At 46.1% G+C, this 13334-nt stretch carries 11 protein-coding genes; 5 read left to right on the top strand and 6 right to left on the bottom strand.

The window, feature by feature from the left end; translation table 11 throughout:
- The first annotated feature begins 53 nt into the window (after positions 1-53).
- Positions 54-1334, top strand: a complete 1281-nt coding sequence (locus NI468_RS04080) for a 3-deoxy-D-manno-octulosonic acid transferase (RefSeq protein ID WP_253100118.1) — start codon at positions 54-56, stop codon at positions 1332-1334.
- A 401-nt stretch (positions 1335-1735) separates the two neighbouring features.
- Positions 1736-2449: a 16S rRNA (uracil(1498)-N(3))-methyltransferase gene (locus NI468_RS04075; RefSeq protein ID WP_253100115.1), complete on the top strand. Its 714-nt coding sequence runs from the start codon at positions 1736-1738 to the stop codon at positions 2447-2449.
- On the opposite strand, the gene NI468_RS04070 is transcribed toward NI468_RS04075, so the two are convergent.
- Positions 2423-3403 carry a mechanosensitive ion channel family protein gene (locus tag NI468_RS04070; RefSeq protein WP_004281355.1) on the bottom strand — a complete coding sequence of 327 codons (981 nt, stop codon included), beginning with the start codon at positions 3401-3403 and terminating at the stop codon, positions 2423-2425. The two genes, NI468_RS04075 and NI468_RS04070, sit on opposite strands and share 27 nt — an antisense overlap.
- A gap of 106 nt (positions 3404-3509) precedes the next feature.
- Positions 3510-4088 (bottom strand): DUF805 domain-containing protein, encoded by a 579-nt coding sequence (locus NI468_RS04065; protein ID WP_253100113.1) that lies wholly within the window; start codon positions 4086-4088, stop codon positions 3510-3512.
- 270 nt (positions 4089-4358) lie between these two features.
- Here NI468_RS04065 and acs point away from each other — a divergent pair, with 270 nt between their 5' ends.
- Entirely contained in the window at positions 4359-6305 is a 1947-nt protein-coding gene (gene acs / locus NI468_RS04060; RefSeq protein WP_253100109.1) for an acetate--CoA ligase, read from the top strand.
- Between the two features lie 130 nt (positions 6306-6435).
- Entirely contained in the window at positions 6436-7617 is a 1182-nt protein-coding gene (locus NI468_RS04055) for an acyl-CoA dehydrogenase family protein (RefSeq protein WP_253100106.1), read from the top strand.
- A gap of 60 nt (positions 7618-7677) precedes the next feature.
- Here the strand turns inward: NI468_RS04055 and NI468_RS04050 are convergent, their stop codons facing one another.
- The 3 genes from NI468_RS04050 to msuE form a co-directional block, all read right to left on the bottom strand.
- Positions 7678-9087, bottom strand: a complete 1410-nt coding sequence (locus NI468_RS04050) for a cryptochrome/photolyase family protein (protein WP_253100103.1) — start codon at positions 9085-9087, stop codon at positions 7678-7680.
- A 147-nt stretch (positions 9088-9234) separates the two neighbouring features.
- Positions 9235-10347 (bottom strand): dimethylsulfone monooxygenase SfnG, encoded by a 1113-nt coding sequence (sfnG, locus tag NI468_RS04045; protein WP_253100100.1) that lies wholly within the window; start codon positions 10345-10347, stop codon positions 9235-9237.
- Between the two features lie 26 nt (positions 10348-10373).
- Positions 10374-11108 (bottom strand): FMN reductase, encoded by a 735-nt coding sequence (gene msuE, locus NI468_RS04040; RefSeq protein WP_004281368.1) that lies wholly within the window; start codon positions 11106-11108, stop codon positions 10374-10376.
- 377 nt (positions 11109-11485) lie between these two features.
- On the opposite strand from msuE, the gene NI468_RS04035 reads away from it, so the two are divergent.
- Positions 11486-12136 carry a response regulator gene (locus tag NI468_RS04035; RefSeq protein ID WP_004281370.1) on the top strand — a complete coding sequence of 217 codons (651 nt, stop codon included), beginning with the start codon at positions 11486-11488 and terminating at the stop codon, positions 12134-12136.
- Between the two features lie 89 nt (positions 12137-12225).
- Here the strand turns inward: NI468_RS04035 and NI468_RS04030 are convergent, their stop codons facing one another.
- Positions 12226-12987, bottom strand: a complete 762-nt coding sequence (locus NI468_RS04030; RefSeq protein WP_004647267.1) for a hypothetical protein — start codon at positions 12985-12987, stop codon at positions 12226-12228.
- Positions 12988-13334: the final 347 nt, after the last annotated feature.

Here is a 13334-nt window from a genome sequence, read left to right as displayed (position 1 = left end):
TTGATGTGGCTCTGCTATATTCTGCCCATTGAATCTTTGGACAGGGGCGCAATGTGGCCACTCCATTTTGGTATAACGCAGCCTTGGCGCTGGTTAAACCCTTATATCAATCGCGTATCCGTAAACGTGCGACCGATCCTGAACAATTACAACAAGAACTGACAGAACGTTTCGGCCCGTTTCAGCCACCCAAAAACCTGCATGCCATCTGGTTTCATGTGGTGTCGGTGGGTGAAACCAATGCTGCCCAACCGTTAATTGAACATTATTTAAAACTTGGCCATCCGGTGCTGGTCACCAATACCACCAAAACCGGTCAGGCACGCGCTAAATCACTTTTTTTAAAAGCGCCTTATCTCGATTTGTTTCAAGCCGTGTATTTGCCTGCTGACCAGAAAACTTTAATTCGTGAATTTTATCAAAAGTATCAGCCGAAACTTTTATTGCTGATGGAAACCGAGCTTTGGCCTAATCTGCTGGATCAGGCACCCCAGTTTAATGTGCCAACTGTATTGTTGAATGCGCGTCTGTCTGAAAAATCTGCCAAAGGTTATACCAAGGTCAAAGGTCTGACTAGAGGCATGCTACAGCAGTTAACCCAGCTTTTGGCACAGGATATTGCCACCCAGCAACGTTATATCCAGTTAGGAATAGCAGCCGAAAAAACCCAGGTTTTGGGCAATATCAAATTTGATATTACTGCGCCCGAGCGCTTTATCCAGCAGGCAGATCAATTGACACAGGAGTGGCAGTTAGGGGGGCGAAAGATCGTCACGTTAGCTAGTACTCATGCTCCTGAAGAAAAAGAAATTCTGAGTGCTTTAAAAGCTGCTTTAGAAGCTGATCCATATTTGGTCTGTATTGTGGTACCGCGCCATCCGGAACGTTTTGATGATGTGTTCCAGGCTGCACAGTCTTTGGGATTAAAAACTCAGCGTCGTAGTTTAGGGCAACGTATCGAAGCAGATACCCAGGTTTATTTGGCCGATTCGATGGGTGAAATGTGGCTCTGGTATGCTTTGAGCCAGGCCTGTTATGTCGGTGGTTCTTTAAATGAGCCAGGTGGTGGACATAATATTCTGGAGCCGATTGCGCTGAATGTGCCGACTGTTTTAGGCAAAAACTATTTTAATTTTCAGACCATCGTGGATGAGTTTGTTCAGGCAGACGCAGTCGCAGTAGTGCAGGATGCTAAACAGGCTGCTGAGACTTTGCTAGAAATTCTGAATAATTCAGCTAAAGCTGAAAGCTTGAATACTGCTGCACAAAAGATTATGCAGCAAAATCAGGGTTCACTTGAAAGGCATATTCAGGTGATTGATCAGTATCTTTAATTTATATTGATAAGTAACAGATATTGGATTTACCAAGACGGCAGGGATGCCGTCGTTAGGCTGATGATACAGGGAAGTATCATCAACCTAACAAAAGCGTTTTGCCTACTTTTACGCTGTAAAAAGTAGTGAGAAGCCTACACGATGATAAGTCACTATAGAGCTTTATTTAAGGCTTGTCCTACAATAACCGAGTTTCGATTTGGCTTAGTATTTCTTTGTATTTCTTTTTCAAAGTGATTACCTTACTTTTGTCGGGCCATGAAGGGCATACCCTGCAAGACAAAAGCCCTTTATTTCACTGATGCTGCATCCCTGCAGCACAGTGAAATTGGCGACATCCCTGTCGCCACCCTCTAGCCAATAGAGGGATATATCATATTTTTTTGGTCTTCTTTTTTATGAACATCATCCTGCTTGATTCACGTCAAACCGAAACTGAACTTTGGTCCATTACCTCAACTCGGCAACTGGAACATTTACAGCAGCATCTACAGATTCAGGTGGGAGATACGTTAAAAGTCGGAATTCGGGAAGGTCTGCGTTACCTGACTGAGATTGTCGAAATCTCTGAAAAAGCAGTGCGCTTGAAACCGCTGCAAGAAGAAGCTGTTCCAGAAAAATTGCCAGTGACTTTAATTGTGGCCTTGCCACGTCCGAAAGTACTGCGCCGTCTGATCATGGACAGTGTCACTTTGGGCGTTGAAAAAATCATTTTACTGCATAGCTATCGCGTCGATAAAAGCTATTGGCAAACCCCATTTTTACAGCAGTTAAATCATTATATCGAGCTGGGACTGGAACAGGCAGGCGATACGATTGCTCCGAAAATCGAGCTATATAAACGCTTTAAACCCTTTGTTGAAGATATCTTGCCGGGTTTGATTAGTACGGATGGTCCGGCTTATGTGGCACATCCTTATGCAGAGCAAGCGATGCCATTTGCGATTGAGCATCCCTGTACGATTATTATTGGTCCGGAGGGTGGATTTATTCCATATGAAGTTGATTTACTCGTAAAAAACGGCTGCCAGGCTGTGAGCCTGGGCAACCGTATTATCCGTACAGAAACCGTGATTCCTTATGTTTTAGGTCGACTGTTTAGCACGGGCTGAAGCCTCTTCATTGCCCTCACCACGATAGACTTTGACTTCCTGTACCGGATACGGAATCGAAATATTATGCTCGGCAAAAGCCTGAATCACACGTTCCTGCACCGCACTGATTGAAGTTCCGGTGCCGGTTTCAGTGGTATCGACCCACCAGAAGGCTTTCAGGGTAATGGAAAAGTCAGCCAGCGCCGTCACATTGACACTAAAGCCCGGTTGGCTGAGGATGGTCGGATCTTTATCTAAAATAGCGGTAATCAGGTCCTTGGCTTTCTGGATGTCATCTTCATAGCCGATACCCACGACGAATTCGCAGCGGCGACGGGTATAGGCGGTATTCACCGTAACCGCACTGGTGTAGACGGTCGCGTTTGGAATGACGATACGGCGGCCATCCGGTGAGCGTAAAAAGGTTGCACGAATCTGGATATCTTCAACCGTACCTTCCATGCCATTCACGATAATATCGTCGCCAATCTTGAACGGTTCACTGAGCAGAATTAACACGCCAGAGAGCAGGTTCTGGAAAATATCCTTGAAGGCAAAACCGATCGCGACTGAACCAATTCCGAGGGCACTCATCAGCTGACCCGGGGTAAAGCCAGGAACAGCAATCACCAGTCCAATCAGAATACCAAAGAAAATAATAAAGGTACTACCGACACGGTTGAGTACTAATACCAGATTCTGGCGGGTATAAGAACGGTTTTCCAAAGTTTTACGTACAAAAAACTTGAAGACTTTGGAGAGTAACCAGAAAATCGTAATTACGATTAGCGCGATACAGAAATAAGGCACACGTTCCCAGAAACCTTCCATGATCTTGTCAATGGTGCTGTAGGCATCATTATACTTGGCGGTATGTTCAATCACGGTCTGGGTCGTTTTCTCAGTTGCCTGATGTAACAACTCCGTGGTGCCCTCAGTTACCTGGCTTAAGGTATTGTTTTGCTCTGCCACAAAAATTCCACAATTCAAATTTCGCCTATTTTGCCTGATGTTCAGCAAAAAATTAATAAGGGCTCGAAGTCACCATTGGATAATTTTAAAAATAACGGCGCTGTTGTTAAAAGTATTTGGTGGTTTTTTGCATCATTTCCGTGGGGGTAGGGGTTTGTTCTTCACCGCTCATATAACTGAATAAAGCGATAGATCCCAACAAGCTAAGCAGGGTCAGGATAATCATCAGCCAGGCCAGAATTTTTTCCCAGAGCAAGGTGATCCGTGCCGGACCATACTGATTAGTGCCTCGATCGCCCGAACCAAAAACGATATAAAGCCATACAAAAATGTTTACTAGCGGCAGCAAAAATAATAGCGCCCACCAGCCACTGCGGTTCATATCATGCAAACGGCGAACGGTCACCACTAAAGCGAAATACACATAGACCAGAACCATGGCCAGTACAACAATACTGGCCAAACCTTGCAGTGAAATCAGCCAGTTGGGATCCATGGAGTGGGTAGAAATATTCACAATATCAATGCTGAGACCCAGTGCGATACTGCCAAATAAAAAAATGAAATACAGAAATGCCGACCAGGCAATAAAGCTCAAGCGCCCGAAGCGACCTTTCATCGACAGGGGATGATCGGTTGCAGGCAGCGCAGGCGGGTTAAAGTAGGGAGATTCAGGCGATTTCATAAAGTGTATCCTGCTAAATCAGATGAAATAACTACAAGCGATCAATTTTATTTTTAAAGGGCTGTGCTACAGATCATACACAGTTGCGCAGAAGATTTTGTACTGTAAGTTGTGGTTTATTTTGATTGAATTTGTATAAATAATCTACGACGAAAGCATGATTGCCGGATTCGAAATAAGCAGGCCATACTGCCATTATGCATAAAAAACAATCAACAACGCAGCATTAACCTCTCGTGATGAGATAGAACAAAATCAAGGAAGTGACCTATGCAAGAGATCTATCCAGTACCCGAAGAATTTAAAAAAACAGCACGTACGCTCGAAGACCAGTACTTTGAACGTTATCAATATTCTATAGAACAGCCAGATAAATTTTGGGCAGAACAGGCGCAACGTCTGGACTGGATCAAGCCCTTTACCCAAGTCAAAAATACCAGCTTTAACAAAGACGATTTTAAAATCGAATGGTTTGCCGATGGTCAGCTCAATGTCAGCGCCAACTGTCTGGATCGGCACCTGAAAGAACATCCTTATAAACCGGCCATCATCTGGGAAGGGGATCATCCTTCGCGGCACAAGATTATTTCCTTTGCCGAGCTGCATGATGAAACCTGCCGTTTTGCCAATGTGCTGAAGAAAAATGGCATCCAGAAAGGCGACCGGGTCATGCTGTATATGCCGATGGTTTCTGAAGCTGCGATTGCTATGTTGGCCTGTGCCCGGATCGGGGCGGTGCATTGCGTGGTATTTGGTGGTTTCTCGCCAGATTCTTTGGCCAGCCGGATTGAAGACTGTCAGGCGAAAATGGTGATTACTGCGGATTCCGGCATGCGCGGCGGTAAGGCCATTCCACTGAAAGCCAATGTCGATGAAGCACTGAAACTGGCGGGTACAGACTCGATTCAAAATGTAATGGTGGTACACCGCACCGGTAACCCAATTGAAATGCAGGAAGGACGTGATCTGTGGTATCACACGGAAATTATGTCAGTGAATGACATCTGTCCACCCGAACCGATGAATGCCGAAGATCCGCTGTTTATCCTGTATACCTCAGGTTCCACCGGCAAGCCAAAGGGCGTGATGCATACCACTGGCGGTTATCTGACCTATGTGAATTGCACCTTCCGTGAAGCGTTTGATATCAAGCAGGATGATGTGTTCTGGTGTACCGCAGATGTCGGCTGGATCACTGGACATTCCTATGTGCTGTATGGGCCACTTTCGAATGGGACCACCACTGTGATGTTTGAAGGTGTACCGCAATATCCAAGCTGGGCGCGTACCGGACATATTGTCGATAAGCATAACGTCACCATTCTCTACACTGCACCGACCGCGATCCGCGCCATGATGCGTGAGGGCGATGCTTTTGTGCGGGAAAGTGATCGCAGTAGCCTGAGAATTTTAGGTTCAGTCGGTGAGCCAATTAATCCGGAAGCCTGGAACTGGTACTACACCGTGGTCGGTGAAAGCCGCTGTCCCGTCATCGATACCTGGTGGCAAACCGAAACAGGCGGTTTCATGATTACACCATTGCCGGGTGCGACTGATTTAAAACCGGGTTCTGCGACACGGCCTTTCTTCGGGGTACAACCGGCTATTGTCGATGCCGATGGCAAGGAACTGGAGGGTGAAGCTGAGGGAAATCTGGTGATTAAGGATTCCTGGCCAGGTCAGATGCGCACCATTTGGGGAGACCCGGAGCGCTTTATTGAAGCTTATTTCTCGACCTATCCAGGTACTTATTTTACCGGAGATGGGGCGCGTCGCGATAAAGATGGTTATTACTGGATTACCGGCCGTGTCGATGATGTCCTGAATGTATCTGGACACCGCTTAGGTACTGCAGAAATTGAAAGTGCACTGGTGGCGCATGAATCGGTGGCTGAAGCCGCTGTAGTCGGTATGCCGCATGACATTAAAGGTCAGGGCATTTGTGCCTTTGTGACCTTGCAGGCTGATGTTGCCAGTTCAGATCAATTACGTGCGGAACTGGTCAGCTGGGTACGCAAGATTCTCGGGCCAGTGGCGACTCCCGATGCCTTGCACTGGGCGCCGGCATTGCCAAAAACCCGTTCCGGCAAAATCATGCGTCGGATCTTGCGAAAAATTGCAGCCGATGAGCTGGACAGTCTAGGAGATACTTCGACCCTGGCTGAACCGCAAGTGGTGGATCATCTGATTGCAGAAGTACAGCGTAATAATGCTTAAATTTAAACTTTTTAAATGCCGGCGTCCTGCCGGTATTTTTATATCGGGAATAAGCTCTGCATGCTTTCGGATATAGTGACAGGCTGCAATCTGCTAAGCTCGAGCCATGCTGAATATAGGTCCAAAAACAATGAATATACGACAATCATATCTCGATCGGTCGCCCTTAGAGATTGCCCGGCAACTGGCTGAAACTTTTGCCCAGACTGCAGCAGAGCGGGATAAACAGGGGGAGAATCCCAAAGCCGAGCGTGACCTGATTCGCCAGAGTGGCTTGCTTGGCCTGTCCATTCCAAAGCAGTACGGCGGTCAGGAGGCGGATTGGCAGACTATTTTTAGCACCATTCAGACCATTGCCCAAGTCGACAGTTCATTGGCCCATGTCTACGGCTTTCACCATTTGCTGATTGCGACCGTTCAATTATTTTCTCAACCTGAACAATATGGTGCGTGGTTTGAACAGACTGCCCAAAATAATCTGTTTTGGGGTAATACTCTAAATCCACTGGATCGTCGTACCACAGCCATAAAAGTTTCAGAAAACGAATATATTTTCCATGGTGATAAAAGCTTCTGCTCGGGTTCGATCGATTCAGATATGTTGTTGTGTTCGGGCTATAACGAAGCCGGAAAATTGCTGATAGGTGTGATTCCGACCCAGCGAGAGGGTGTGAGTTTTCTGGGTGACTGGAACAATATGGGCCAACGCCAGACCGACAGTGGTACCAGCCATTTTGAGCAGGTCAACATTCATGAAGATGAATTGCTGTTAAATCCAGGTCCACTGAGTACGCCGTATTCCAGTCTACGGCCTTTGATTGCCCAGCTGATTTTCGTGCATCTGTTTTTGGGCGTGGCAGAAGGAGCATTTGAAATCGCCAGACAGGGCGTACAGACCCAAAAAGCCTGGTCCAAATCACTGGCAGACGATGCAGTGAATGATCCTTTTACCCAGAAGCATTTTGCCGAGTTCTATGTACAGCTAGAAGGTGTACGCTTACTCGCAGATAAAGCAGTTCAGGGTTTACAGGCAGCCTGGGAGCTTGGGAATGATTTAAGTGCCGAACAGCGCGGTGAAGTCTCGGTTGCCATTGCCACAGCTAAAATTGCTGCAACCAATACCTCTCTCTATATTACCCAGAATATTTTCCAGGTGATGGGTGCGCGGGCCACCACGGCCAAGCTCAATCTGGACCGTTTCTGGCGCAATGTCCGCACCCAGACTTTGCATGATCCGATCGATTATAAATATCAGGAAGTGGGGGAATGGGTGCTGACTGGAAAAATGCCTGATCCGAGTTTTTATTCCTGATCTAAAAATAAAACAGCCTCTTTATCGGAGGCTGTTTTATTCGGGATGAAAAATTTGGTTTTAAATTTGCTTAAACGCTTCAATCGCTCTTACACGAGAGGCTTTTAAATCCACGATCGGTTTTGGATAATCCAGTTCAAGATCCGGATTTTTGGCATAGGGTTCATGAATAGATTTAGCATCCAGATGCCCCAGTTCCGGCACCCAGCGGCGAATATAATCCCCATTCGGATCAAACTTCTGTGACTGGCTGACCGGATTAAAAATCCGGAAATAGGGTACGGCATCCATGCCAGTCGAAGCACACCATTGCCAACCGCCATTGTTCGCCGCCAGATCACCATCAATCAGATACTGCATAAACCAGCTTTCTCCCAAGCGCCAGTCTATCAGCAGGTTTTTACACAGGAACATTGCAGTAATCATGCGTACCCGGTTATGCATCCAGCCAATGGCTCGCATTTGCCGCATGCCAGCATCGACAATCGGAATCCCGGTTTGTCCTTGTTGCCAGGCAGCCAAATCATCTGGTGCATTGCGCCACTGGATTTTATCGGTATTTTCCTTAAAAGGCCGATGTCTGGATACACGGGGAAAATCAAACAGGGTATGCAGATAAAATTCGCGCCAGAGCAGTTCATCTAGCCAAGTCTGCTGACCGATATTATCAATCTGGAAATATCCGTCCTTAAACAGGGTCTGCATACATTGACGGATCGAGAGAATACCGATATTCAGATATGGTGACAGGCGGCTGGTACCATCGACTGCAGGTAGATCTCGCTCAGTTTTATAGTGAGCCATTTTCTCCCCGATAAAATCATCGAGCAGCTCAAAGGCAGCTTGATCTTTTGCAGGCCAGAGCTGGGCAGCATGATCGACAGAATAATCAGCCGCAAATTTTTGCAGATCAAAACTGGTCAGCTGGTCTGGTAATTCAAACGGATCTTGAGGCTGAATGGCAGGATAGCAGCCCGGTATATTCTGAATCAGTCGCTCATAGCATTTTTTCTTGAATGCGCTATAGACCTGATAGGGTTGATTGGACTGATTGCGGATACTGGTTAGTGGAAACAGGCTGCGATCATGATACAGCTCGACCCGGATCTGCTGCTGTTCCAGCATCTGCTGTACCTGTGCATCACGTTGCAGTTCATTCACGCCCACTTCAATATTGGCATGTAGCGTATCAATCTGCAGTTTTTGGCACAGGCTTCGCATTTCGGCAGGCAGGTCTTGCCATAAGGGAATATTTAAAATGATTAATGGAATATTCAGCTGCGTTAACTGCTGCTTTAAGATGCTGAGGCGGCGCAGATAAAAATCGATTTTAATCCGGGCATCCTGATGCAGTTTCCATTGTTCGGGAGAGAGAACCACGAGAGCAAAACAGGGTCCTTGCTGCGTGGCATGCCAGAGCGCGGCATGATCATGAATGCGGAGGTCTTGACGAAACCAGATCAGTTGCATTATTAAAATTCTTGGAAAGTCGTTAGTGCAGAATTTTAAGGAATTGCTGGTCTCAAACCTAGCCAGACAACAATTTTATCACATAAAAAAATCCCCCAAGCCGAGCCTTGAGGGAGGGAGTGAGTCTGCTGAGATTTATTGGAATGATTATACGGGCTCAGCTTCTTCTTGCTGCACAGGTGTTGCCTGTTGTGCTTCAAGCTCACGGACCAAAGGCAGCACCTTCTGGCCAAAATATTCAACCTCTTCAATAAAGTGCAGGAAGCCTGACAGAATCAGATCAACGCCCACTTTTTTCAGCTCGATAATCCGTTCAGCAATCTGCTGCGGTGTCCCGATCAGATTGGTGCGGAACCCGTCATTGTATTGCACCAGATCTTCAAAGGTGGATTTGGCCCAGTTGCCTTCACCTTCCTGACTTGCTGCGCCGGCTTCACGGGTCGCTTCACCAAAAGATTTCACTGCCTGCACATTGGCCTTGCTAATAATTTCCTGCAATACGGCCTGGGCTTCTTCTTCGCTATCCCGTGCAATCACAAAGGCATTTACACCAATTTTCACCGAGTGGTTGTTGGCCTTGGCTTTTTCACGAATATCATCGATCTGTTTTTTCAGTTCTTCCGGGGTATTGCCATTGGTAAAGTACCAGTCAGATACACGGGATGCCATATCACGTGCTGCCCGGGAACTGCCGCCCTGAAAGATTTCAATATGCGGTTTTTGTAGTGGTTTCGGACTCAAGGTATAGTCTTTAAATTGATAATATTTACCGTCAAAATTAAAGTTGTTCTGGATCCAGACCCCTTTCAGGCTACGGATAAACTCTTCCGAACGGGCATAACGCTCGTCATGTTCCGGCCATTCTTCACCAATCGCATCAAACTCACCACGGAACCAGCCACTGACCACATTGATCGCGATCCGGCCATTGCTCAGATGGTCAATCGTTGCCAGTTGTTTGGCAGCCAGTGCTGGCTTCCATGGACCCGGCAGAATCGCAGCAATGACTTTCAGGCGTTCTGTTTTGGCCAGAATGCCATGACTGAAGCTGACGGATTCATGCTGGTTTTCTGCATTATAGCCGGCGGTAAAACGGATCTGGGTCAGAGCATAGTCGAAGCCTGCCTGTTCAGCGGTTTGTGCCAGACACACGTTATAGTCATAACTCCAGTCAGTGCGCTGCTCGATGTTACTGACCACCAAGCCACCGCTGACATTCGGCACCCAATAGGCAAATACGATATTTTTATCATTCGACATATTCATCACCCTCTGCAATGCTCTGTTCAAGCCACTTGAGTCTTTGGTGCTTTCTTGCTGTGTAAGCGCGATTCTGCGGCATCCAGGCTCGGCACGGCTGCTGAAGGCAGCACTTCTTCTTGTTCAATTTGCTTGTTAATGCCTAGATTTTGACTCGCCTGAATGGTTTTTTCTTTGATGACTTCAGCACGTTGTCCCTTGGCTGGTGCCCATTCCAGAATCGGCAATGCACGCGCCACAGCCAGGGTAATCCTGTCGCGGAGCAATTCACTGTGAATGGTATATTCAGGGGTGAAATCGCGGTCGGTGGCATAGACCCCAATCGGTAAAGTCTGTGCCTGAAAGAAGCTGAATAAAGGACGCAGTTGATGTTCAAGCACCAGCGCATGACGGTCACTGCCACCAGAAGCTGCCAGTAATACCGGAACATCGACCAGCGCCGTTTGCTCGACAAAGTCAAAGAAATGCTTGAACAGGCCGGTAAATGAAGCGCGGTACACAGGAGTGCCCACAATCAGCGCATCTGCGGCTTCTACTGCTGCCAGGTCATCCTGAACACGTTGTGGCAACTGATTGCGGTAAATTGCACCGCCCAAGAGCGAACCAATTTCGCTAAATTTAATGAAATGCACATTGATCGGTGTCGCTTCACCCAGCTCATCCAGAATGGCCTGAACCAAGGCTTCGGTTTTTGAAGGATGATTTAAACCGCCAGATACGGCCACAATATTTAAGGGTTTTTGCGCATTAAAATTAGACATATTTAGAACCTGAAAAATAGGGGTAATCTCGGAATGACCCTATTAATCCTCATTCAGCGAAGGGCTGTAAAATAACGAAAAGCTGAAAAGTTATCTGATTTTGCGATATACGACAAAGGCCTGATTTTTAAGGAGGGTTTTGTGGATAAGTGAATGATTTTTATATTTATATTGAATAGAGATAAGCTTTTTTAGTAAGGAATAAGTGATATATAAAAAAGTGATGAGAATTAAACAATTATTGCAATAGTGCAAAAATGGGCAATTTTGAAGAAAAACTGCATATTATTTTAAAAATTGTAGTGTCTTGCATATCCTTAACTGGGTTGTGTGGTTAGAATAGGGGCTACCGTGCCAAGATCTCTCTCACGTTGCCTATGAATATTTTAATCGTTGATGATCATCCACTATTTCGTCATGCCTTGATTCAAGCTGTACGTTATAGCCTGCCACAAGCCCAGATTCATGAAACTGCGGCAGTCAATGAATTTTATGAACGTCTAGAAAATGGCCCTGAGCCTGATCTTGTGCTGCTGGATTTAAACCTGCCGGGCGCTTCCGGCTTTTCTGCCCTGGTGCATGTCCGCGCACAGTATCCGTCTTTACCGATTATTGTTGTGTCTGCACATGAAGAAGTCAGCATCATCCAGCGTGCGATCGCGCATGGTGCGATGGGCTATATTCCTAAATCTGCTCACCCAAGCCATATCGGTGAAGCGATTCGTGAAGTGCTGGAAGGTGAAATCTGGTTACCACCAAATCTGCCAGCCAATATGAATTTTGATCCGCGTGCTGCCGATGAAACGGCTTTGGCAGAACGGATCCAGTCTTTGACGCCGCAACAGTTCCGGGTATTGATGATGGTGGCTGAAGGTTTATTAAACAAGCAGATCGCTTATGAACTGGATGTGTCAGAAGCGACGATTAAAGCGCATGTGACGGCAATCTTCCGTAAACTCGGAGTACAAAACCGGACACAAGCGGTATTGGCCATTAATGCACTGAATATTGAAGACCGCAAAATGTAAGTTCTGCATAGCCGAATTGAAAAAGACCTCCTTGGAGGTCTTTTTTTATGGGTGAAATCTGAAAAATTGAGTGCAAAGGCCTGAATCAGCTAGGCGATATAATCCTGCTTGCGGGTGAAATCATCACAAAACAATGGATTTAAGGCACATTGCAATTCGTCAATCTGCTCTTCGGTGACATAACCTTTCGATTTCAGATATTCCGCCACGCGATCATCACGCAGACTCAGGAAAGTCGCATCATAAACACCGAGATCGACAAATAGTGCTGCAGTTTCCAGACTGTTAAAACGATCCAGATAAACTTCATTGTCATACATCAGGAAGACATGTTCGTCGCGCGTATTCGGATCGACATGTAAACGTTGTGCCAGTTCATGTGGGCAGGTTTTGATAAATAACAGATCAGACAGCTCATCAAACTGGCTGGTGTCCAGACAATCTTCTTCATTTTTGACTTTACCCAGCCAGGCCTTAAAGACCAGTACCGCGCCACCACGCAGCAACATGCTCCAGATCTGATGACGGGTCTTTGCCGGAAGATCCTCTGTTTCAGCTTCTAAAGACTGAATCAGCTTGTCTTCCTGTTCAGCAATCTTTTCAAATAGACCCAGACCTTGCGGCTTGTAGGCATAAGGTTCAAAGACATCAAAATGTAATTCATCAAAGACTTGCAGTGCCAGAGGGACTGCACTCTGATACAGCGTTTCCAGTGCCTGATACTGGGCATCATTCAGCTTGCTGTATTTAAAGATCTGTGCCCAGTCAATGCTTGGCAATAAGGCATTGGCGCCATATTGACGGTGAAACTGCTGGGTCTGATTCAGGCCATGGTTTTGATCTATGTTCATGTGAAGAACTCCGATATGCAGAAATAGATCAGCGACCAAAAAATTAAGGCTGCATGAGATGGGAACTGATCGTTTCTTATTCCTCTATTTTTAGAGCCAAGTACAAGGGATAAAAATACGACTAAAGTTATAGTAGTGGAAAATTACTCTTTAATTTTTATTAAAAACAATAAGATAATTAATTGTAACTAAGTGTACACATGTACATTAATACATTCGTCAGTTTTTGCCATAGTGAATTAAAAAATGAGCATTTTGGTCAATTTATTCAGCTGTATTTTCGGCATATTTGCTGCTTTTAGCACATTAGAATAAATTTTATGCAAGCTAGGTAAGTTTATGTGGCA

This window comes from Acinetobacter lwoffii (genome assembly GCF_024129355.1).
In the GTDB taxonomy this organism is placed as follows: domain Bacteria; phylum Pseudomonadota; class Gammaproteobacteria; order Pseudomonadales; family Moraxellaceae; genus Acinetobacter; species Acinetobacter lwoffii_I.
This window is presented reverse-complemented; position numbering and strand designations above follow the sequence as displayed.